The organism is Salinivibrio proteolyticus (assembly GCF_001996165.1).
GTDB classification, from domain to species: domain Bacteria; phylum Pseudomonadota; class Gammaproteobacteria; order Enterobacterales; family Vibrionaceae; genus Salinivibrio; species Salinivibrio proteolyticus.
On sequence record NZ_MUFP01000001.1, the window covers coordinates 85,501 to 108,886 of the forward strand.

The 23,386-nt window shown below is 48.9% G+C and carries 19 protein-coding genes and 1 tRNA gene; 11 read left to right on the top strand and 9 right to left on the bottom strand.

Features of this window, described 5'->3' with window-relative positions:
- The first annotated feature begins 12 nt into the window (after nt 1-12).
- A complete protein-coding gene (nth, locus tag BZJ19_RS00410) occupies nt 13-654 on the top strand; it encodes an endonuclease III (RefSeq protein WP_069590063.1) in 642 nt (213 codons plus the stop codon).
- A gap of 44 nt (nt 655-698) precedes the next feature.
- On the top strand, nt 699-1,115 hold the full coding sequence (gene gloA, locus BZJ19_RS00415) for a lactoylglutathione lyase (RefSeq protein WP_069590061.1): 417 nt from the start codon (nt 699-701) through the stop codon (nt 1,113-1,115).
- 88 nt (nt 1,116-1,203) lie between these two features.
- On the opposite strand, the gene motY is transcribed toward gloA, so the two are convergent.
- Entirely contained in the window at nt 1,204-2,061 is an 858-nt protein-coding gene (motY, locus tag BZJ19_RS00420; protein WP_235608114.1) for a flagellar protein MotY, read from the bottom strand.
- A gap of 177 nt (nt 2,062-2,238) precedes the next feature.
- Between motY and rnt the strand changes: the two genes are divergently transcribed.
- The 3 genes from rnt (at nt 2,239) to BZJ19_RS00435 (ending at nt 5,901) form a co-directional block, all read left to right on the top strand.
- Complete coding sequence (rnt, locus tag BZJ19_RS00425) at nt 2,239-2,916, top strand: ribonuclease T (protein ID WP_077674222.1); 678 nt, start codon at nt 2,239-2,241, stop codon at nt 2,914-2,916.
- A 476-nt stretch (nt 2,917-3,392) separates the two neighbouring features.
- On the top strand, nt 3,393-4,265 hold the full coding sequence (locus tag BZJ19_RS00430) for a porin (protein WP_077674223.1): 873 nt from the start codon (nt 3,393-3,395) through the stop codon (nt 4,263-4,265).
- 313 nt (nt 4,266-4,578) lie between these two features.
- Complete coding sequence (locus BZJ19_RS00435; RefSeq protein ID WP_077674224.1) at nt 4,579-5,901, top strand: Na+/H+ antiporter family protein; 1,323 nt, start codon at nt 4,579-4,581, stop codon at nt 5,899-5,901.
- Nucleotides 5,902-5,987: 86 nt separating this feature from the next.
- On the opposite strand, the gene BZJ19_RS00440 is transcribed toward BZJ19_RS00435, so the two are convergent.
- Entirely contained in the window at nt 5,988-6,326 is a 339-nt protein-coding gene (locus tag BZJ19_RS00440; RefSeq protein ID WP_069590051.1) for a Grx4 family monothiol glutaredoxin, read from the bottom strand.
- Between the two features lie 283 nt (nt 6,327-6,609).
- On the opposite strand from BZJ19_RS00440, the gene sodB reads away from it, so the two are divergent.
- Entirely contained in the window at nt 6,610-7,194 is a 585-nt protein-coding gene (gene sodB / locus BZJ19_RS00445; RefSeq protein WP_069590049.1) for a superoxide dismutase [Fe], read from the top strand.
- Nucleotides 7,195-7,360: 166 nt separating this feature from the next.
- Here the strand turns inward: sodB and asd are convergent, their stop codons facing one another.
- Nucleotides 7,361-8,482 carry an aspartate-semialdehyde dehydrogenase gene (gene asd / locus BZJ19_RS00450; RefSeq protein WP_069590083.1) on the bottom strand — a complete coding sequence of 374 codons (1,122 nt, stop codon included), beginning with the start codon at nt 8,480-8,482 and terminating at the stop codon, nt 7,361-7,363.
- A 545-nt stretch (nt 8,483-9,027) separates the two neighbouring features.
- On the opposite strand from asd, the gene nhaC reads away from it, so the two are divergent.
- Nucleotides 9,028-10,455: a Na+/H+ antiporter NhaC gene (gene nhaC / locus BZJ19_RS00455; RefSeq protein ID WP_077674225.1), complete on the top strand. Its 1,428-nt coding sequence runs from the start codon at nt 9,028-9,030 to the stop codon at nt 10,453-10,455.
- Between the two features lie 100 nt (nt 10,456-10,555).
- Here nhaC and BZJ19_RS00460 read toward each other — a convergent pair whose 3' ends face one another.
- From BZJ19_RS00460 to yejK, 4 genes are all read right to left on the bottom strand, one after another.
- Entirely contained in the window at nt 10,556-11,947 is a 1,392-nt protein-coding gene (locus BZJ19_RS00460; RefSeq protein WP_077674226.1) for a TRAP transporter large permease, read from the bottom strand.
- Entirely contained in the window at nt 11,944-12,516 is a 573-nt protein-coding gene (locus tag BZJ19_RS00465) for a TRAP transporter small permease (protein ID WP_077674227.1), read from the bottom strand. Before BZJ19_RS00465 ends, BZJ19_RS00460 begins: the two co-directional genes overlap by 4 nt.
- 71 nt (nt 12,517-12,587) lie before the next feature.
- The gene (locus BZJ19_RS00470) at nt 12,588-13,568 is read right to left on the bottom strand and encodes a TRAP transporter substrate-binding protein (RefSeq protein ID WP_077674228.1); all 981 of its coding nucleotides are present in this window, start codon (nt 13,566-13,568) and stop codon (nt 12,588-12,590) included.
- Nucleotides 13,569-13,786: 218 nt separating this feature from the next.
- A complete protein-coding gene (yejK, locus tag BZJ19_RS00475) occupies nt 13,787-14,803 on the bottom strand; it encodes a nucleoid-associated protein YejK (RefSeq protein ID WP_077674229.1) in 1,017 nt (338 codons plus the stop codon).
- A 77-nt stretch (nt 14,804-14,880) separates the two neighbouring features.
- On the opposite strand from yejK, the gene BZJ19_RS00480 reads away from it, so the two are divergent.
- From BZJ19_RS00480 to BZJ19_RS00490, 3 genes are all read left to right on the top strand, one after another.
- On the top strand, nt 14,881-15,099 hold the full coding sequence (locus tag BZJ19_RS00480; protein ID WP_077674230.1) for a YejL family protein: 219 nt from the start codon (nt 14,881-14,883) through the stop codon (nt 15,097-15,099).
- Nucleotides 15,100-15,141: 42 nt separating this feature from the next.
- Nucleotides 15,142-17,016 carry a DUF3413 domain-containing protein gene (locus BZJ19_RS00485; protein ID WP_077674231.1) on the top strand — a complete coding sequence of 625 codons (1,875 nt, stop codon included), beginning with the start codon at nt 15,142-15,144 and terminating at the stop codon, nt 17,014-17,016.
- 107 nt (nt 17,017-17,123) lie between these two features.
- Nucleotides 17,124-17,200: transfer RNA gene (locus tag BZJ19_RS00490), tRNA-Pro, on the top strand.
- Nucleotides 17,201-17,243: 43 nt separating this feature from the next.
- Here BZJ19_RS00490 and BZJ19_RS00495 read toward each other — a convergent pair.
- Nucleotides 17,244-19,316 carry an alpha-amylase gene (locus tag BZJ19_RS00495; RefSeq protein WP_077674232.1) on the bottom strand — a complete coding sequence of 691 codons (2,073 nt, stop codon included), beginning with the start codon at nt 19,314-19,316 and terminating at the stop codon, nt 17,244-17,246.
- Between the two features lie 118 nt (nt 19,317-19,434).
- Nucleotides 19,435-22,383 (bottom strand): bifunctional diguanylate cyclase/phosphodiesterase, encoded by a 2,949-nt coding sequence (locus tag BZJ19_RS00500; protein WP_077674233.1) that lies wholly within the window; start codon nt 22,381-22,383, stop codon nt 19,435-19,437.
- Nucleotides 22,384-22,618: 235 nt separating this feature from the next.
- Between BZJ19_RS00500 and BZJ19_RS00505 the strand changes: the two genes are divergently transcribed.
- Nucleotides 22,619-23,377 (top strand): sulfite exporter TauE/SafE family protein, encoded by a 759-nt coding sequence (locus BZJ19_RS00505; protein ID WP_077674234.1) that lies wholly within the window; start codon nt 22,619-22,621, stop codon nt 23,375-23,377.
- The last annotated feature ends 9 nt before the right edge of the window (nt 23,378-23,386 follow it).

Below are 23,386 nucleotides of genomic sequence, written 5' to 3' on the forward strand. Positions count from 1 at the left end.
CTGAGTAGCACGATGAATAAACAAAAGCGTCAAGAGATACTAGAACGGCTGAGAGACAATAACCCTAACCCTCAAACGGAGTTGAACTGGTCAACTCCTTTTGAGTTGCTTATTGCAGTGTTACTCTCAGCACAAGCAACAGACGTGAGCGTAAATAAAGCCACGGCAAAGCTCTATCCGGTAGCCAATACACCACAGGGGTTACTGGATTTAGGCGTTGAAGGCGTTAAACAGTACATCAAGACCATCGGGCTGTTTAACTCAAAAGCAGAAAACGTGATTAAAACCTGTCGCATCTTGGTCGAAAAACACCAAGGCGAAGTGCCTGAAAACAGAGAAGCCTTGGAAGCCCTTCCCGGTGTCGGGCGTAAAACGGCCAACGTGGTACTCAATACGGCATTTGGTTGGCCCACTATTGCGGTCGATACGCATATTTTCCGCGTCTCCAATCGCACCAAGTTTGCTGTGGGCAAAAACGTGAACGACGTAGAAGAAAAGCTGCTTAAGGTGGTGCCAAAAGAATTCAAAGTTGATGTTCATCATTGGCTTATTCTGCATGGACGCTACACCTGCCTGGCGCGCAAGCCGCGCTGCGGGAGTTGCATCATTGAAGATCTGTGTGAATACAAAGAGAAAGTCTACCCCGAAAGCTAACCGCTACAGGTTAGTGACTGGTAAACGAAAAAAGGAGCAACGTCATGTCGAACGGCAGAATTTTACATACCATGATCCGTGTAGGAGACCTTGATCGCGCCATCAAGTTCTACACCGAGGTGATGGGAATGCGCCTACTGCGCACCAATGAAAATGAGCAGTATAAATATAGCTTGGCTTTTGTCGGCTACAGTGATGAATCTGAAGGGGCGGTGATTGAGCTCACCTATAACTGGGGCGAGAGCGACTATGACCATGGCAACGCGTTTGGTCATATCGCCATTGGTGTCGACGATATCTACGCGACCTGTGAGCAAATCCGTCAGGCTGGTGGAAACATTACCCGTGAGCCAGGTCCAGTAAAAGGTGGCAGTACTGAAATTGCTTTTGTGACTGACCCAGACGGTTACAAGCTCGAGCTGATCCAGAACAAAAGCGCGTCTGCCGGCCTAAACGGCTAACTAGTGCGGTTAATTACCACGATTTACGCAGTGGTAAGAATAGAAAAAGCCCAGCGGTCATGCTGGGCTTTTTGACATTCAATCAGGGCTACAGCAAGGTCCGTCCCAAAGAGATCACCACGCGTCGGTTCTTACTTCGCCCTATCGGATCTTCATTATCCGCAATTGGACGTCGCTCACCATAGGCTTCTACCGTAATCCTATCTTCAGGGAGGCCAAGAGACGTAAAATAGTCGCGTAGCTTTTTGGCGCGCCGCTCAGACATTTGCTGATTAGCGGCACGTGTTCCGCGGGAGTCCGAATACGTTGCCACAAGGATAAGATCGATATCATCACTGTAACGAACAAACTCTGCGATCTGTGTCAGGCGCTGCATACTCGCCTTCGTCAATTCATCACTGTTTTCCTGATACCGCAGCACCGTAAATGAAATATCTTCAAACGCATACGGCAGTAGGCTATTTAAGCAACGGCTAAACTCATGATATGGCGCACCAAACGCCACCGCAGACAGCGCAATATCAACACGCTGCTGTTGTCGTTGCCAATCTTGAAAGCTAAAGGTAGGGAACCGCCCGTCTTCTAACTCACTGAGCATCGCCCACGCCGTTTGTCCGCCAACATAACCATCAAATTGCTTGAAGAACTTCAGTTGATCCATATATTTCGCCGGCTCACCAGGCATCCAGTCTGCGGGCATAGAGAGCAAAGAAACGTCTGCGGTTTTTCCCATCGGACGCTGCATATCCAGTTCAAAGTCTAAATTCACCTCTTTACTGGCGCGAGAGGTAAATGAGGCTTGTCCATAACGAGGAATGGTGTGCTCCAAGCGACACTCAATCGGCGTATCTATGGTGACCGTCCAGTTGGATTCCCCTAACGGCGCGACGTAAAGCTTATTTGCCCATGCGGGTAAGGCCAGCCATAGCCCGCAGACTGCAACCATTATCCCGAACACCGACGGGCGACTCATTGTCCTAAAAACCGATTTTCGCATCATACTCTCTTTACGCTTTAGCGCAGTGTGTAACTTAAGATATCGACGTGAGTCACGCCGACTTTAGCTTAACGCCGCGATTTGCGATAATCACGCTTTTATTCTTCCCAGTAAAGTGACGACTGCATGAGCCAAGATCTCGATCCAAATAGTCTTAAAGCCCGTTTCCGCGGCTATTTTCCTGTTGTTGTGGACGTAGAAACCGCAGGATTTAACGCAAAAACCGATGCTTTGTTAGAAATCTGCGCCGTCACCCTAAAAATGGATGAACAAGGCTGGCTGACCCCAGATAAAACCATTCACTTTCATATCACGCCATTTGAAGGCGCAAACCTTGAGCCTGCGGCGCTCGAATTTACCGGTATTCGTGACCCATTTAGCCCACTGCGTGGAGCGGTTGATGAAGGGGAAGCACTGCGCGAAATTTTTAAGCTGATCCGCAAAGAGCAAAAGGCGGCAGAATGCCAGCGCGCGATCATGGTCGCCCACAATGCAAACTTTGATCATAGCTTCGTCATGGCCGCCGCTGAACGCGCGCAATTAAAGCGCAACCCTTTCCATCCTTTCGCGACATTTGATACAGCGGCACTCAGTGGGCTTGCGCTCGGGCAAACGGTATTAGCAAAAGCCTGCCAAGCCGCTGAGATTGCATTCGACAATAAAGAAGCACATAGCGCCCTTTATGATACTGAGCGCACCGCAGAGCTCTTCTGTGAGATAGTTAATCGCTGGAAACGCTTAGGTGGCTGGCCACTTGCCATCACGTCCGAGAACAGCGATGCACCGACCACATCGGAGACATAAGATTATCCATGCATGACGCGACCCAATCGGGTCGCTTTTTTCACCCAGACATCTTCCCTCGACTCTACGCACTTAAACCTTAAATACGCCCTCTTCAGTTTGTTAACAATATGTTTGCCGTCACATTTTTGCGATCTAATTATCACCTTACCTAAACGCTTCTACAGAGAGAACTTAAACAGACACACAAAGCATGCGCAACAAAGCAAAGCCAGAAAAAAGGCGTAAAATCAATAAGTATTTCACTAAATCACTGAGTAGAGTTTTTACTTAAAACGTCCAATACAAACGCATGCTAACAATTCTCGCATATCACTTAGCTTTCCCTTTTGAAACCTCCCTTTAACAAATGGCAAATCGGTGCCACTATTAGTCGTGAATAACATCCGACCACTTTTGTAGCTCAGAGAACATGGGCGCGGAGGGGGCGGCCCCAAAGGACAAGAAGCTAAATTAAAAGAGGAGTGAGGCGCGCTATGTCATCACTATTTAAAAAATCGCTAGTGGCAACCAGTTTATCTTTGCTAGCCGTGCAAGCTCATAGTGCCGGCTTCCAAGTGTCAGAAACCTCGGTATCCGGTTTGGGGCGAGCCCTAAAACGCCAGAAAGGTGCACTAGCTGGTACTGTTGGCGGAAGCCCAACAGATCAAGCAGCAAAACTTGCTGGAGATGGTTGGGGGTTTGGCTGGAATCTCGGCGTCCTTTGGGAGGTCAATGAAGATAATCGATTTGGTTTGACCTATCGTTCGCAAACCGATGTCACCCTTGATGGCGAGTTTACAGATGGTTTGGCAGCGCTTGCAGGTGGTCCAACGGGAGGAGGACCTGGCACTAAAGTGGATGGTGAGTTGGAACTTAATTTACCTGAAATCATCGAGTTCTCTGGCTTTCATCAATTAAACCAACAAATCGCAGTACACTATAGTGCCATGTACACTGGTTGGGATAGTCTAAAAGAGCTTAAAGCAACAGGTTCAGGCTGCTCTGCCAATAACAATGTATGTTTCCAAAAAGAAGAAGACTGGGATAACAGCTGGCGATATGCGCTGGGTGCTACTTATACCATGGATGAGCACTGGGCGTTCCGTGCGGGCTATGCATACGATGAAAGCCCCGTGCCTGCGGAAAAACGTACATTGAGCATCCCTGATTCAGACCGTCACTGGTGGAGCTTAGGGACGACCTATACAGCGAACGAAAATCTGTCGGTTGACCTAGGTTTCGCTTACTTAGACGGTGATCGAGTTGATGGTACGGAAGCACTAACTAGCACTACCTCTTCCGACACTAACTTCTCAGCTGGTGGCGATGCTTATATCTATGGCTTGCAGTTGAACTACTTGTTCTAACCTCAATCAGCAAATACTCGTATCAAACGGCCAGCTTTATGTTGGCCGTTTTTTTGTTCATGTCGAAGTAATAAAAACCTTTTCTGCTGCATCAATCAACCTGCCGAATAGGTAGACAACCAAACAAACTGGCAAGCCAATTTTTTAGCGCTTTAGCGACCTTCACTTTTTTTGATGAAATAAAATAACAAAAAAAGTCGATTCCCCCTCGACACAGACAAATTTTTGCGCAAACTGGGTGACTTAATTACAAAACCATAGATAGACCCTGCAGCTTAGCTGCAGTCACAATGCCCATAACAGGAAAGTTTTCATGAACCCGGTAGTTATTTCGGTCTGTGTCATGCTGGCACTGGCGCTAATGCGCGTCAATGTCGTGGTTGCGTTGACATTTAGCGCCGTCTTAGGTGGATTGGTTGGCGGCTTGAGCTTGTCAGACACCATCAGCGCCTTTGAAGGTGGATTAGGTGGCGGCGCCACTATTGCTCTGAGTTATGCCATGCTTGGCACATTTGCCGTAGCAATTAGCCGTTCGGGGATCACAGATGTACTCGCCCATGCGGTCATCCGTAAACTCAATGCACGCCCAGCCGACGCGGCGACAACCACATTCAAGTATCTTGTCTTAATTTTACTCGGCTTACTCGCCATTTCGTCTCAGAACGCGATCCCCGTACACATTGCATTTATTCCTATTGTGATCCCACCGTTACTGCATGTGTTCCAACGCTTAAAGCTCGATCGCCGCTTGGTAGCTTGTGTGCTGACCTTCGGTTTGATTATGCCGTATATGGTGTTACCCGTTGGCTTTGGTGGCATCTTTTTGAACAACATTTTGCTCAAAAACCTGAATGAAAATGGCCTCGATGTGGTTGCCGCTCAAGTACCAACCGCAATGTTGCTTCCCGCCGCTGGCATGGTCGTGGGCTTACTGATCGCCACTTTTATTAGCTATCGCAAGCCACGGCAGTATCAGGAAGGCGCAATTCTCGATGCCGAACCTGAAAACAATCAGGTTGAATCTCGTAATCTTTGGGTCGCTGGCGTCGCAATTGTCGCCGCCCTAAGCGTTCAGTTGATGGCAGGCTCAATGATTGTGGGCTCATTAGCAGGCTTTATGGTATTTACCTTTGGCGGCGTGATCCGCTGGAAAGACACCCAAGATGTGTTCACCAAAGGGGTCCACATGATGGCCATGATCGGCTTTATCATGATCACGGCGGCGGGATTTGCGGCGGTGATGAAGGCCACTGGCGGCGTTGAATCGCTCGTCAGCTCATTATCTGGCTCAATTGGCGACAACAAGCCATTAGCTGCGTTTCTGATGTTGGTCGTTGGCTTGTTGGTGACCATGGGCATTGGTTCATCGTTCTCGACCATTCCGATTATCGCAACCATCTATGTACCATTGTCTTTGGCGTTTGGTTTCTCGCCAATGGCGACTATCGCATTGGTGGGCACGGCTGCCGCGCTTGGCGATGCGGGCTCCCCTGCATCCGATTCAACCTTAGGTCCAACATCAGGGCTTAATGCCGACGGACAACACGAGCATATTTGGGATACAGTGGTCCCTACCTTTATCCACTATAACCTACCTCTGATTGTCTTTGGCTGGTTAGCGGCGATGGTGCTGTAATCGCAAAGAACCTTCTGTCAGCGATAAAAAAGCCACGTTTCTCAACGTGGCTTTTAGCGTACTTCAGCGAATGAGTGTCTTCTCAATCACTCATTTTCGCTCGCGTCACGACGCTCTGCCGCTTCTTTGACGAGTGGCTGTAACTCACCCTTTTGGAACATTTCCAAAATAATGTCACAACCGCCGACTAATTCACCCTCAACCCAAAGCTGTGGAAAAGTTGGCCACTGGGCATAAACGGGGAGTTCAGCGCGGATATCTGGGTTTTGGAGTACGTCTACATAAGCAAACTTTTCGCCACATGCCATCAGCGCTTGCGATGCTTGTGATGAAAAACCACAACTTGGCAGCTTAGGAGAGCCTTTCATATACAGCAGAATCGCATTTTCTTCGATTTGCTGCTTAATCTTATCAATCGTTTCCATTGCTTCCTCGAACACTGTCTTTGAGTCTTACCCTTGATTCTACTTGCTAACCGATTGGAAAAAAATGCCTAAATCCATTGTGGGATTAGCAACAAAAATTTTGCCGCTATCCTTTTAATAAAGTAAAAACTTGCTAAACTAGGCTGAGCAAAACGAAAAAGAGTAGCCACACCGCCATGGGGTCATGTTTTACAGCGGTATCAGCTGAGAACATTCCCTCTTTAGAGAATGTCGGTGTCGGACTACAGGAAGCACTCCCCATATAAAAACGGAGATATAAGCAATGTCATTCCAACTACCTGAACTGCCTTACGCGAAAGACGCGCTAGAGCCACACATTTCAAAAGAAACCCTCGAGTATCACTATGGCAAACACCACAACACTTACGTGGTTAAGCTCAATGGTCTGATCGAAGGGACTGAATTCGAAGGTAAATCACTTGAAGACATCATCAAAACCTCTTCAGGCGGCGTCTTCAACAACGCAGCTCAAGTGTGGAACCACACCTTCTATTGGCATTGCCTAAGCCCGAACGGTGGTGGCGAGCCAACTGGTGAGCTAGCAGACGCAATCAACAAAGCGTTTGGCTCTTTCGAAGAGTTCAAAACTCAGTTCACTACCTCAGCGGTGAACAACTTTGGCTCTGGCTGGACTTGGCTGGTCAAAAAAGCGGACGGTTCTGTGGCAATCGTGAACACCTCGAATGCCGAAACACCAGTGACTCACGACGGTGAAACGCCACTGATGACTGTGGATGTTTGGGAACACGCTTACTACATCGATTACCGTAACGTACGTCCAGACTACATGGCTGCGTTCTGGAAACTGATCAACTGGGAATTTGTCGCGAAAAACTTCGCTGCTTAATGACGTAACGTCACATACCCAGTAAAAAGGAGGCGGTTATCGCCTCCTTTTTTATGGTTCATATTCAGTATGACACACTGGCGACAGTGAGCTGGCGACGATCCTTAAATGGTGGGCAATAAAAAGCCGCCCAAATTGGCGGCTTGGTTTGGCGAAATAGCCATCATTAATCTTGCGCGGTTTCCGCTAAGATAATGCGCAGCGAGCGACGCAGTGGCTCAGCCGCTCCCCACAACAATTGGTCACCCACCGTAAAGGCGTTGAGGAAATCATCACCCATTGCCAGTTTACGCAGGCGGCCTACCGGGATCGATAACGTGCCAGTCACCTTCGCTGGGCTCAAGTCAGTCATGGTCACTTCACGTTCATTAGGTACTACTTTCACCCAATCATTGTGCGAACCAATCATCTCCTCGATTTCATCCATTGGTACTGCTTTTTTCAGCTTCACCGTTAAGGCTTGGCTGTGACAGCGCATTGCACCAATACGTACGCAAGTGCCATCGATAGGGATTGGATTATCTTGTAAACCTAAGATTTTGTTGGTTTCAACAGTCGCTTTCCACTCTTCTTTGCTCTGACCATTATCACGTTTCACATCAATCCAAGGGATCAGTGAACCCGCTAGTGGCACGCCAAAGTTATCGGCAGGGAAATCATCGGAGCGAAGGGTCTGGGCGACTTTACGGTCGATGTCGAGAATCGAGGTCGCGGGACTGGCCAGATCGGTGTTAACCGCATCATTAATCACACCCATTTGACTGATCAGCTCGCGCATATGCTTGGCGCCAGAGCCAGACGCGGCTTGATAGGTTTGCGCCGTCATCCACTCGACCAAACCTGATTGGTAAAGACCGCCAAGGCCCATTAGCATTAAGCTAACGGTGCAGTTACCGCCCACAAACGTGCGTGTACCGCCGTGGATCCCTGCTTGAATCTGTTTAAAGTTAATCGGATCCAAGGTGATGATACTATCATCTGCCATTCGCAATGATGATGCTGCATCAATCCAGTAGCCTTTCCAGCCAGCTTGACGCAACTTAGGATAAACCGCGTTGGTGTAATCCCCGCCTTGGCAGGTGATAATAGCATCTAGGGTTTTAAGGGCCTCAATGTCGTAAGCATCTTTAAGCATGCCCGCATCTTTGCCGAAATTCGGGGCCGCGATGCCAACTTGTGAGGTGCTGAAGAAGACAGGCTCAATATGGTCAAAGTCTTTTTCTTCTACCATACGCTGCATCAGCACAGATCCCACCATGCCACGCCAGCCAATTAAACCTACTCGCATCATAATTTCACACTCCATGTTGTGTGACTGAACCAAACGCTTAACCAGATAAGCACGGTTCGGTCAGTGAAAAAACGCTTTTGATACTAACACGTCGATTTACGATAGTCAGGTCAAGGTCATTAACTGTTCAATTCCTCATCAAACCAAAGGAATCCAGACAGATATGTATGAAGACATTTAACGTACGTGCGACGAAAAAACACACAACCAGCAACAAAATAAAAACCATATTTTAATCAATTTAAAACCAACTCTTTCCCTAGGGTTAACCTGAACACGGTAATCGCAACCTAATTCGCGGAAGACTCACATTACTGGCAAAAATGTTTCCCATCTCTTTGTGGTGTTAGCTAGAGTATGTCGCCTCACAAACGGAATAGGATACTGACACACGGAGAGTGATGTGAGTTTAGCCCTAGTTAAAAGGGGTAAATTGCGCAGGGAGTAGTCGCGTTATCACATTAGGTCCGCCTTCCAATAATGATGTCGATACGTTCGCCCCACGGCTTTGCAAGGAGTGCGACGTGAAGAAGGTTAAGGTTATGACAACACAACAAGCAAGACTGCCATCAGTCTTTCAAGTGATTCTCTCGCTCGGTATATTTCTCGCGCTAGCGTTTTCATTTACGGCAAAACTCGATCTCCCGATCCAATTGGCCCTGTTTATCGGCTGGTTCGTGATCATGGTATTAGGCCTAAAACTCGGTCACCAATATAAAGACCTTGAGGCTGCTGCCACGAAAGGGATCTCAAATGGTTTAGGCGCTGTGCTTATTCTGCTTTCGGTCGGTGCCTTAGTCGGTACATGGATTGCAGGTGGTATCGTTCCAACCATTATCTTCTATGGTCTGAAAGCAATTCACCCTTCTATTTTCCTTCTTGCGACCATGTTGATTTGTTCCCTCACCGCATTGGCCACCGGAACCTCTTGGGGATCAGCAGGTACAGCCGGCATCGCAATGATGGGCATTGGGCAAGGTTTGGGTATTCCCGCCCCCATGACCGCAGGCGCCGTGCTATCTGGTTGTTACTTTGGTGACAAAATGTCGCCGCTCTCAGATTCGGTGATTTTGGCCTCATCAATGTCAGGCGTTGAGATCGTTGAGCACATTAAAGGCATGCTGCCTATTGCACTGATCAGCTACATCATCACCGGTATCCTCTTTACCGCTGTAGGGTGGCACTACGCGGGCAACGTGGACATGGGCCAAGTTGAGACCGTGATGTTGGCCATGGAAGAGCAATTTGTGATCACGCCGCTCTCTTTCATTCCAGTTTTGGCGGTGTTGGTATTGCTTGCGATGCGTCTACCCTCGTTCCCTGTGATTAGCTTTGGCTCGTTACTGGGTATTGTATGGGCTGTGATGTTGCAAGACATGACTCCCGTGCAGGCAATCAACACCGCGTGGGCGCCTTTTCACATCTCCTCGGGCGTCGATTTTATTGATGCCATCTTAAACCGTGGCGGCATGGAATCGATGCTGGGCTCGGTTGCGGTAATCGTGTTTGGTCTTGGCTTCGGCGGATTGCTGGAAAAAGTCGGCGTCTTACATACCATCGCAAATCTGTTTGAGCGTCGCGTTAACAGCGCAGGTAGCCTCGCCACCTCAACCATTGGCACGGCGTTTATGGGGAACATTTTTGGTTCAGCGATGTATGTATCACTGATCCTGACACCAAAAATCTGTGCCAAAAACTACGACCGCTTAGGTTATCAACGCAAAAACCTATCACGAAATGCTGAGTTCGGTGGCACGCTGACATCAGGCATGGTGCCGTGGAGTGACAATGGTATCTACATGGCCAGCATTCTGGGTGTTGCAACCCTGTCTTACGCCCCGTTTATGTGGTTAAGCTTTGTGTGTATCGCTGTCACCATCGTAACCAGCTACATGGGATGGTTTGTTGACAAAGTAGATGACAAACAAACTGCGGCGGAAACCATGACGCCTGCTGCAGAGAAAGCATAATCTTTTTTGTCACGCGGCACGCTCGCCGCGAGCAATCTGAAGATAAAGAAGGCGCCGACTCGGCGCCTTCTTTGTTTGCATCACCAGCACTCAACTCTCGCTAGCGCAATGAATCGAGGTACTCAGGTAAAAAGAGCGAAATTTGCGGAATGTAGGTAATCAGCATTAAGAACACCAGCAGCAAGCTTAGCCAAGGCAGCGCCGCCTTGATTGCCCAACCGATGGACTCACCAGTAATCCCCGCCGTCACAAATAGGTTCAACCCAACCGGTGGAGTCAGCATCCCGATTTCCATATTGACCACCATAATGATCCCCAAATGAATGGGGTCGATGCCCAACTGCATGGCGATGGGGAATAAAATCGGCGCCATAATCAACAAAATCGCCGACGGCTCCATAAAGTTTCCCGCAATCAATAGGAGGATATTGACCACGATTAAAAAGCCCCATGCGGGCAGCCCCCATGCCACAATGCTTTCGGCAATGGTATGTGGAATACGCTCAGTGGTCAGCACATGGGCAAACAACATCGCATTGGCGATAATAAAGAGCAGCATAATGCTAACCTTGGCGGCATCTTTTACCACATGGGCCACTTCTTTATCGGTTACCGAGCGTATCATCACCCAAGGCAGCTGGACGATATTACGTCCCCAAGCACGAATTGATGACTCGCCCTCAAAACGCCACGGGGTGTCTTTCAGCGGTCCGATATCACGGTATCCCCACACACTCACCAACCATGCGTACACAGCCGCAACTGAAGCCGCTTCAGTCGGGCTGGCTATGCCACCATAGATAGAGCCCAACACAATGATGATAAGCATGAGTCCGCCCATCGCTCGCGCCCCTGAGCCAAGCACTGCGCTAACGCCTGGGAAAGGTTGCGAGGGTAAGCCTTTAATGCGTGCGACAATGTAAATCGCGACCATCAGGATCCCGCCCATCATTAAACCCGGAATAAAGCCCGCCATAAACATCTTCGAGGCAGATACTTCCGTTGCCGCCGCATATACCAGCATCACAATTGACGGAGGGATCAATATCCCCAAGGTGCCCGCATTGGCGATCACCCCAGCGGCAAACGCTTTTGGATAGCCTGCTCTTACCATCCCCACAATCACAATCGAGCCAATGGCTGCAACCGTTGCAGGCGATGAACCAGAGACTGCCGCAAACAGCATGCACGCCATGACAGATGCCATCGCTAATCCACCACGTACATGGCCAACGCAATCAACCGCAAAATTAATTAACCGACGCGCCACTCCTCCAGTTGAGAGAAAGGCAGAAGATAGGATAAAAAAAGGAATCGCCAACAGCGTGTAATGGTGTGTCGTCGCTTCAAAAAGTTTCAGAGCAATAGAGGCAAGGGAATCATTGGAGAACAGCAAAATAGTACTGACACTCGATAACCCCAGCGCAATGGCAATGGGCATGCCCATGAACATACACAAAAACAATAACCCAAACAAAACCGCAATGGTCATTTTGATTCCTCCTTGCCTTCCGCTGAACGGCTTGTTGGCATACCCTCAACACCCTCTTCAGCAAGATGCATGCTCTCCTTCGCTTCATCAGCAAAGCCAAAACCAAGACGCTTACCTTGAATGACTTCTATAGCCACAGTGATCATGCGCAATCCAAGCAAAGCGAACCCGATCAGCAAGCACAGCATGGCTTTCCACTTTTCTATCGGAATGTCTTCCATTTCAATCGCAATCAGCTTCATCTTGCTCAGGTAGACCCAACTGCCATAGAAAAACAACACGCAGTACACCATGGCGAGCGCCAGTGCGATTAAGGTCACTGTCTTTTGCAGTGACGGTGAAAATGTTTTCACCAAGGCATCTACCCCAATATGCGCGCCTTCTCGGATCCCCCAGGACGCGCCAATCAACACCATCCAGGCCGATAAATACAAGGTGGCCTCTTGTGCCCAAAGTAAGCCTTCGTTAAAGAAGAAACGCAGCACCACCTCAACAAAGACCAACAAGGTCGTCGCCACCAGTAGCAATCCAATGACGGTTTCTTCGAATCGATGCAAGAACTTGATCATCCTACACTCCCTACGGATGAACCCGGTCAGACCGGAGATAAAACAAAAGCCGGGGCATCCCCGGCTAGATATTATTGATTGGCTTGTACCGCTGCTTGAATCAAGTCAGCGCCAATCTCATCCTCAAATTGCTGCCACACTGGCTGCATGGCTTCGACCCACTCACCGCGCTCTTTATCGGTCAACGTGAGAATTTGGCTGCGTCCTGAGTCAATGATCTTCTGGCGGTCATCATCTGCTTTTTGTTGCGCAATTTGATTGCCATAAGCCACTGACTCATCCAACGCTTTTTTCAGCACTTCACGGTCAGCATCTGGGAGTTGCGTCCAAAATTCCGCCGAGGTGGTAACCATGTAATCAAGCACACCATGGTTTGACGCTGTAATATAAGGCTGAACTTCAAAAAACTTCTTCGAATAAATGTTTGACCAGGTATTCTCTTGGCCATCAATGGCTCGGGTTTGTAGAAGGGTAAAGACTTCTGAGAAGGGCTTTTTAAGCGGCACTGCGTCTACCGCATCAAATTGTGCTGCCAACACGTCTGAGCTCATGATGCGGAATTTCTTACCAGACGCATCACTCGGTACCCGTAGTGGTTCACTGGCAGACAGTTGCTTGAGGCCGTTATGCAAATAGCCCAGCCCGATCATGCCTTTGCCCTTGACCGACTGCAGCAGCGATTGCCCTGCATCTGATTGCTGAAAACGGTCAACCGCTTCCATGTCCTCAAACAAAAATGGCAAATCGAAAACTTGGAGTTTTTTGGTGTACTTGGAGAATTTAGATAAAGAAGGGGCAATAAACTGGACATCACCAAGTAGGAGCGCTTCCATCTCCTTGCCGTCACCAAACAATTGTGAGTTTGGATACACTTCCACTTCGTATTTGTCACCAATACGCTCAGCGACAAGATCTCGGAAATGCAGCGCCATTTGTCCTTTGGGCGTGTTTTCTGCCACCACGTGGGAGAACTTAATCACTTCAGGGGCAGCGTGAGCTGCACTCGCTAACGTGACCGATAGTGCAATTGCAGACAGTGTCAGCTTTTTCATTGTTCAACCTCTTTCCTTGTGCCAGTGATATCACTCATGACATTTGAGTGACGTTTAAATAACGTTTCGTTTACGTTTTAGGCGCTCAAGGTCAATCTGTGAACAAGGGAGAAGGAACAATTCAGAGTGAATCGACGAAAACGGGATCGGACCAAAAAGAAATGGGTGAAAATTCACCCATTACTGATTAGCCTCATCGATCACTTTGGTCTTGATGATTAGTCGTCGCGACTGGTTAATCGTCGCTGCAGCTGATCACGTAGATTAGGTGGTGTGCCTTTGATAGTCAGGGTATCGGTGTCTGGGTCATAGAAGACGCGTTCACCTAACAGCATGGCATCGAAGTTTACCGATAGGCCGCCACCTGCCCCTACAAACTTGGTGAGTTTTCGCATCGTAGTCCGATCGGCAGGAAATTGCTCTTCAAGCTCATAGCCTTGTTGATTGGCATACTGGTAGAAATCAACACCGTCAGGCGTTGGCGGTAGTTCTTGAGCAAGCTCTTTCACTACCACTTCATCGCCTGATTTGAGTTGATCATTACAATAATCAAAGACCTGCTTGCGATACGCGTTCTTTTCTTCTTTTTCCAAACGCGCATCATCGCAGTAATCTTCCACGGCCTGCATCAACACTTGGTTTTGCTGTTTACTGTCCATGCCCACTTGCGCTTGCAAGAAATCGAGGAAAAAGTCAGCAATTTTGCGCCCGACTCGGCCTTTGATGAAGGACAAATATCGATTGGAGTCGGCTTCCGTTTCCCACGTGGAGAGATCGATCCGCGCCGCAATATCCATCTTACTCACGTCAAGATACTCAGTCGCGTTGACGTCAAGCTCGTCCGTCACGCGCAAACTGTGCTTAGATTCGACCACGCCAATAAACAGGTAATCGGTCGCAAGCGCACGATAATGCGCCATAATTAATGTACCGCTGTCGGCAAAGGGATACTTAGCAAGTTCATTACGCAGACGTTCGACGGCTTTTTCAGAGAAAGTGCGAAAGTCGAGGAGTTGGTCACGATATTCCTTTAACCACTGCTGAAATTCACTGTCAGTGTCAAATAAAGCAAACCCTTTGCCTGCTTTTGCGTGATATACCCGATGTACATCGGCCATCAGATTATCAGTTTGATCGTTGAGCGGTAACGGTCCGTCACGAAGATGAACGTTAAGCGAATCATCATCTTGCTTAACGATTTGATGCAATATTACGTTAGAAAGCGTGAGGCTCATGATTGAAAAGATTTTCAGTAAGACTAAAGTGTGGGTTATTATACGCAGCTTTGGTTTTATTACGACAAGACGAATTTATGCCTGTAACTTCAAAGTATGACGACAAACAAGTGGAACGCATCATCAGTGATGTTGTCAACGTGTTAGAACAACACGATGCGTCAACAGATTTGTCGCTCATGGTGGTCGGTAACGTCGCCACCAATATCCTGAATCAGAATATTCMTGCCGCGCAACGTCAGGCTTTTGCCGAGAAATTCGCCCAAGCGTTGTTGTCTTCTATCGACAAACAATAACGCACCGTGCAGCAGCATCTTAAAAGAGAAGAATAAAGACGTATGGTTGATAGCGGAACATCGTATCGTGACAAAGTATCTCAGCTGATTAGCTGGGGGCATTGGTTTAGCTTTTTTAACATCATTGCCGCTATGTTGCTTGGCACACGCTATATCAGCCAGTCAGGATGGCCCGAAACACTGTTAGGACAAACGTACCTGATTTTTAACTGGGTCGGCCATTTTGGCTTTCTTGTGTTTGCGTTGTACATACTGATCATTTTCCCTGCGAGTTTTATCATTCCCTCACAGCGCTTAATGCGCTTGTTTGCCGTATTGGCGGCGACCACGGGTATGATGGTGCTGCTGCTCGACATTTATGCGTACGAAACCCTCCACCTCCATCTTAACCCCTTGGTGTGGGAGCTGTTGTTAAGCGGCGAAAAAACTGACATGAATGCACACTGGCAATACCTGTTTATTGCTGTGCCAGCTATCTTTATTCTCCAATTAATCATGTCAGAATGGGTGTGGCGTAAACTTCGTAAACTGACGCGCAAGCGCATCGGGATCCCGGTCGCGACCGTGTTTGCAATCTGCTTTATTTCCAGCCATCTGATCCATATTTGGGCCGACGCATTTATCTATAGTCCCGTGACTGCGCAACGCTCGACCTTCCCTGTCTCCTACCCAATGACGGCGAAGACTTTTATGGAAAAATATGGCTTGCTGGATAGACAAGAATACCAACGTCTCCGCGAACAACGTGGTCAGGAAAATAGCGAGGTCATTCGCTATCCGCTGGAGCCACTCGCTTTTGCACCTGATGCGAGTAAATATCAGAAAAACCTATTGATGGTGATGGTTGAAGGACTGCGTGCCGACATGCTCAATCCAGTGACCATGCCGCATCTTTACCAGTTCGCCAATGACAACCTGTGGTTTAAAAATCACTTCAGCAGCAGCAATGACGACATGGCAGGGCTGTTTGGGCTCTTCTATGGTCTTCCCGGCAGCTATGCACAAAGTGCACGCACCGAAGGCCTGCGACCGGTGCTCATGAATACATTGAATAATCGTCACTACCAGCTCGGGCTATTTAGTGGCGATGGCTTTACCAATCCAATTTATTATCAAAGCATCTTTAGCGCCGACTTACAAAGCGATGATCAGCCTGATCTTCCCGCTTGGCAAGCCGATGCTGAAGCAGTCTCTCAGATGCAAGCATGGCTTGCGGCACGCGATACATCGCCTTGGTTTGGTTATCTGGAGCTCGCCACCGTAAGTGAATACGAGCAAAGCGGTGACTATCCACAGCCGTTCCAGCCGTCATTAGATAGCGCGATGGCAGGCGTCGATACCCAAACTGCGCTGGTATTGAAAAACAGTTACAACAACGCCGCGCACTATATCGATGATCAGCTTGGCGCTTTATTGGACGACTTGAAACAATCGGGCCAGCTCGAAAACACTGTGGTTATGATCACGTCCAACCATGGTATGGAGTTTAACGAAACCGGTTTAAATACCTGGGGCTCCAACACCAATTACAGCCGTTATCAGTTGCAAGTGCCCTTGGTCATGCATTGGCCAAACCAAGCCCCAGAACAAATTACGAATTACAGTAGTCACCTAGATGTGGCTCCCACTTTGATGGAGTCCATGCTGTCGGTGAGTTCACCGGCTGAAAACTATAGCAGTGGGACCAATTTGTTCGAGTTGAAAAATCGCCCGCGTAAATGGGTTATTGCTGGGGATAGCCGTGATATCGTGGTCGTCCAACCACAAAAGACCACGGTAGTGGATAAATTCGGTAATTATAAAGTGTATGACAAACACTATACCCCCTTGCCGGAAGGTAAGCCGCAGCTGTCTGTTTTGATGCAAGTCATGCATGAATCGAAGCGTTTCTACCACCCAGAAGAGCATGACCGTTAATTTCAGTCTCGAAGTGGCGCATTAATAGCCAAACAATTGAAAAACAGGAAAACAATGCCGTTGAGTAATTGACAGCTGTGAGGGTGATTCGTAATATAGCGCTTAGTCGGTCTGTAGCGCAGCCTGGTAGCGCACTGTCATGGGGTGTCAGGGGTCGCTGGTTCAAATCCAGTCAGACCGACCAATCTTCTCGCCCGCCACTCTTCGAGTGGCGGGCTTTTTCATTTCTACGGTTGGCTTGTGGTTCGACCGACAAAGGCGGCAACGATGGTGTCATCACCTAGCTGTCGGGAAAAGACATAAGCATTGTCTTGGGCAATGGCCCGATGTATCCCTGCGCCTACGGCGGGATGCTGCTGCCTAAACTGAGCGACCTTACGCCAATGGGCTAACAAACGCTGTTGCTCTGCGGTCCGTGACCACACCATGTCAGAACGCGTGCCTTGATGGAAATCATCCCCATAGGGACCCAAGTCTCGGCCAACCTCATCGCCGTAATACACTTGAATAGCCCCAGGTGAGAGCAAGAGTGCATTGGCAGCGCCGCGTTGCATCGCCATATCTTTGAAGCGACTGAAGAACAGCTCGGTATCATGTGACGACATATAGCTCACTGGAATAAAATCCGCTTCGTTTTGCATGGTTTGGGCGTAAGCATTATACGTCTCTTCCATTTGGCTGAGACAGTACGCGCCTTTGTCCATCTGTTTTTGCAGATCAAAGTTGATTAGCGCATCAAAGCCTTGATCGAAATAAGGGCTGCGATAAGCACTGTGGCCCCACACTTCTCCCATCATCCAAAAAGGCGTACCGGACTGCTGATTCTTCTGTCGCCAAGATGCCAAAGCGGCACTGGCTTTTTGCTTAAGCGCTCGCCAGATCTCACCGTCGACATGTTTAACCGTATCGACACGAAAGCCATCTATCCCAAAGCGTTCAACCCACTGAGTTTGCCACTCAAGTAAATAATCACTAACCGTATAGCCATCTTGGACTTTTACACGTGTGCCGGGATTGTCGAGCAACCACTGAGGCAGCATCACTGACTTGGTCGATTCGGTTTTAAAATCGGGAAGCCCTGCCAAGGTCAGGGTTTGATCGCTGGAGCCCGGTGCATCGTAGCCCGGTAGTCCCGCACGTATCCAATCTTTACCCCACCAGTGCTGCCAGTTTGCGCTTTGATAATCCACAGCTTGGTGAAAGTCATGCCAACTTTGCCCTTTTTTTGGGTGCCAATCTTGCCATTTTGCCGGTAATGCATCCGCATTGACCACCTCAATGCCATCTTGTTGTAAGTCCGCTAAGGTGGCGTAACCAGGATGGTTAACCACTACATCAAGAAAGATCTTCATGCCACGTTGATGTGCGGCCTCTACCAGTTTTTTCAGCACCGCATCATCGCCAAAGTTTTGGTCCACCTGGGTAAAGTCTCGCGCCCAGTAGCCGTGATAAGCATAAAAAGGAAACGCGCCTTTACTGCCGCCCCCAACAAAGCCGTGTACCTGCTCGACAATAGGTGACAGCCAGATCACGTCAGTACCCAGTGATTGAATATAATCGAGCTTCTCGAGCACTCCCTGCAAATCACCGCCATGGAAAGTACCAATGTTCTGTTGATTATCGGAATGGCGGCCATAGCTGTGATCATTGCTTGGATCGCCATTGTGAAAGCGATCAACCATCACAAAGTAAATGTTGGCATTGCGGTAGGTAAATGCCTGAGGTTCGCGCTCGGTCGGCGCTAATAATATCAATCCACCGCTATTTGATGCTGGGGTCAGCGTCACCTGATGGTCACGAACACGAACAACCTGACCACTAAGCGCTTCTTTCAGTTGTGTGCCATCCGCGAATGCCTCACCAACAGAAAGGGTAACAGGGCCACCGCGATAAACTTGGCATTGCACATCGGGCAAAGGCCGTTTAAACACGGTCGCGGTTTTTTTAGGTTCTCGCTTAATACTCAGTGTGTGGGTGCTAGGCTCAAAATAGAAACCATAGTCACCGGCAAAGCGAATATTGACCTCAAAGTGGCTCTCCGCTTGGCACGACAAAGGAATTGGCGTGTTAAACTTTACACGCGTGGGTGAGATCGCCTCACATTCACCATCAAGCCCACTGACCGAGACCTTGTAAATATTCTTACCCAATGAGAAAACAGTTGGATGCTGGTCAGTAAGCGGCCCATCCGTTTGCGTGGTTGAGGTTGAAACTGTGATATGTGGCGCTGCAGACACCGAAGCTGAACAGGCAACCGCCACAGCCAGTGCAATGCGCCGCCAAGAGAATAAGGGGATCATAATCGTGCTCCTTGCCGTTTTCTCATAGGGTAAAAAAACAGCAAGGTCACAACATCATTCTCGGCTCTCAGCCCTAAAAGTGTGAGGGCTAACCATAGAGGGCGGAGTTAATCGGTTTTCAGAGACTCTCATCAATGCCGAATAGCTCGGCGATCTCGTCTGCGGGCACCGGGCGGCTATACAGAAAGCCTTGTCCGAAGGTACAGCCCAGCTCACGCAGTATCGCTTGTTGGTGAGTGGTTTCAATCCCTTCTGCCACCACGCCCATGCCGAGACTATCGGCCATTGCGATCATCGCAGACACGATCGCCACTTCCTCTTCATCCGGCGCTTCACTTTGGATATCTTTGATAAAGTGTCGGTCGATTTTCAACTTAGAGATCGGGTATCGTTTTAAATAGGCCATCGACGAATACCCAGTCCCGAAATCATCAATCGCAATCCCCACCCCTTTTTCTCGCAACTGCTCTAACACTTTCAATGCACTGGCTTGATTTTCAATCAGGGTGTTTTCGGTGATCTCCAACTCGAGAAAGCGCGGATCGGCGCCCGTTTTTTCAAGTGCTTCGGCAACGACCTGCGTAAAGGTAATATCGGCCAAGTTGCGTGGTGAGATATTTACCGCCAACGAGACCATCAATCCAGCATCTTGCCACTGTTTTAACTGACGACACCCGGTTTCCACCACCCACTGGGTGATGTCGTGAATAATCGAGCGCTCTTCAGCCACATCAATAAAATGAAACGGCGAAAGCACGCCCCGTTCAGGATGGTGCCAACGCAGTAGTGCCTCGACACCAATAATGTTGCCGGTCACAAGATCCACTTGTGGCTGATAGAAAAGCTCAAGCTCTTCGTTTTGCACGCATTGCCGTAGCTCGACCGCTAAGCGCAATTTATTGTTCGCTTCGACGGTTAGCGCATCATTGTAAAACGCATAGGTATTACGACCCGATTTTTTGGCGAAGTACATCGCAGAGTCGGCAAAGGTCAGCAGCTCTTCGGTATTAGCAGCATTGTCTGGGTATTGGGCAATACCGATACTGACACCAATCTGAGCATCAATCCCCCCGCTGAGCACAAACAAGCGGTTCATCGCCTGAATAATGTCTTCGGACAAGCTGACGCATGCGGCTTTGTCACTGTGAATTAAACGCAGRACCACGAACTCATCCCCGCCCAGTCGCGCTAAGGTATCCCCTTCTCTTAACAAACCATACAAGCGTTGACTCACCAGCTTTAGCAGCTCATCGCCCACGGCGTGTCCGTGGCTATCATTGACAAATTTAAACTGGTCAAGGTCGAGAAACATTAAGGCCAGTTTGCCATGAGCCCCCATGGGCATCTTGAGTGCTTGTCTAGTGCGAGATGCCAGTAGCAAGCGATTCGGCAAACCGGTCAGTGCATCATAGTGCGCGAGATCAATCAGCTTTTTCTCTGAATCTTTCAGCTTGGAGATATCTGAAAAGACGCCAACATAATTCACCACCTCACCGGCGTCGTTTTTCACCACACTGATAGAAAGCAACTGTGGATATACCACCCCATCTTTGCGCCGATTCCATATCTCTCCTTTCCATCGGCCTTGTTTGGCAACCTCTTCCCACATTGCGCGGAAAAAGGCTTTATCATGACGCCCCGAGTTAAGAATGGACGGATCATTCCCTAGAACATCTTCTTCTTGATAGCCAGTAATGGCACTAAAGCCGCCATTGACTGCCATAATTTTGGCGTCTGCATCCGTCACCAGTACCCCTTCGCTCGATTGTTCAAAGATTTTTGCGTTGAGCATCAGCTTACGCTCAACGTCAAGTCGCTCTGAAACATCATGGATCACAGAAAAGAGTAATTTGACATGACCTATGGTGATGGGTGAAGAGTGCACCTCAACCTGACGCACCTCACCGCTTTTCAAACGGTGAGAGAAGATAAAGTAGTTTTTATCACGCTGACGCGCTTGGGAAAGGCTTTGACGCAACGCACTCTCGGTATGGGTATTAATATCGCTGATCCGCATGGATGTCAGTGTCGCATGATCATAACCGTAAAACTGTTGCGCACTGTCGTTGGCATCGACAATGTCGCCACTTTTGGCATCCAACAGTAACATCACAGCGTCGTGACGCTTAAAAATACTGCGGAAACGATGGCTATCATCCACAACCCGACCAATTGATTGTGCAAAGCTGCGGCCAGCATTATAGCGACCGTAGAGTCCTCCTAGCCAAAAGCCGAGTACAATGACACACATTAGCCAGACTCTCGGGTGCCAACGCACACCGTGCCAGCCATCTTCAGGGATCCCAAGTAAACGCCATTGACCTGATGGTAAACTCATCGTCACGATGACCGGATCTTGGGTATGTATTTGCGGCGTACCATAAATAGGTTTGAAAGGCTCAGTCAGCCGTCGGCGCCCTTCTAAGGCAACTTGAACGGGTAACCGCTCCCCTTGAGTAAAGCTATCGGTAAACAACGCCTCAATGTCTAGCACCGTGGAAAGCACGCCCCACGGCAGGTTTTTACGGGCATTGGTAATGCTTTGTCGCGCGATTAAGGCTGTTCCACCTTGCAGCAGCTCAACAGGCCCTGAGATGACGGGTTTATCAGAGGCATGGGCGTTACGCACGCTTTCCAGTTGTGACGGGATATCATGATAATCCGTACCAAGCAGAGTTTCGCCCACCGACTCCGGATAGACATGACTAATCACCCAATTTCGCGCGGCACCAAAATTAAGAATATGGGTAGATTGAGACATCAATTGCGCCGCGAACTCGGCAAATGCCTCTTGGGTAAGCTCAGGATTTAAACTGATATAGGTTGCTAGGCCGTAGCTTAAATCCATGTTCTGTGTCACGTTAAGCTCTATACGAGACCGATAAGCCAATAATGCCGCGCGCACTTTATCTATCTGTTTATCATGCTCTTGTTGGTATAGCCAGAACTCCACTGACGCGACAACAAGTACGAAGACCATAATAGAAATCAGTATATTGTATATAAACCCTACTCGGGCCGAACGACGGGCGACAGAGTCTAGCGCCGAGGGAACTGCTTGCTGCATGACGCAATACAACCTTATCTCGCCCACTTTTTTAGGCGAACATGATGAACAACTTCAGGCGTAGCACGGGATTATATAACCGCCGCGTAGAATCGCCAGCACTTAGGGCCGGTTTATGATGAATGGTTTCCGACAACATGGTTCAGATCAAGTAACACACCAAAGACGTTGCACGATGCATAATACGTATTGACATAGTAAGGTATGCTGGCTTTTTAGACATCAGGAGACAAGGATGACACTGACCATGGAGTATGGCGCGATATTGGTCGCGCTCGGGTTTATTGCCGGTATTATAAATACCTTAGCAGGCGGTGGCTCCAACCTGACCCTTCCAGCGTTAATGGTCATGGGGATGCCCGCCGACGTCGCGAATGCGACCAATCGCGTTGGCGTGTGGTTGCAGTGTGCCTCGGGGATGGCAGGCTTTAAACGCCACGACAAACTTGATACGCAAGATATCTGGCCAGTGCTGGTACCCAGCCTGATTGGTGGCTTACTTGGCGCACTTGCCGCCGCTTGGCTGCCCACCAGCTGGGTCAAACCTCTTTTACTGGGGACGCTACTCACCATGACAGTGGTGATGTTAGTCAAACCGACCACCCTCACCCCGCCACCGGGAACACCGATTAAAAAAGTGAAAGACACACCGAGTGCATGGCTGGGTTTATGTTTAGCTGGCTTCTACGGTGGCTTTGTGCAAGCAGGGGTTGGCTTTGTGTTACTGGCGGCCTTATGCGGCACCTTGAATTATGATCTGGTGCGCGGTAACGCGCTTAAGCTGGCTTGTACACTTGCATTCACCACCTTATCGCTGCTGGTTTTTATTGCCGATGATCTGGTGCGTTGGCTACCCGGTTTGCTCCTTGCCATCGGCACCATGACTGGCGCGCGCGTAGCCGTCAAGTTTGCGATTTCAGCCAATCCAAAGACGCTCAAACTCTTTTTGTTTGTCATGACGTTAGTGGGCTGTATTGCCGCTTATGCGTTTTAATCCCATAGC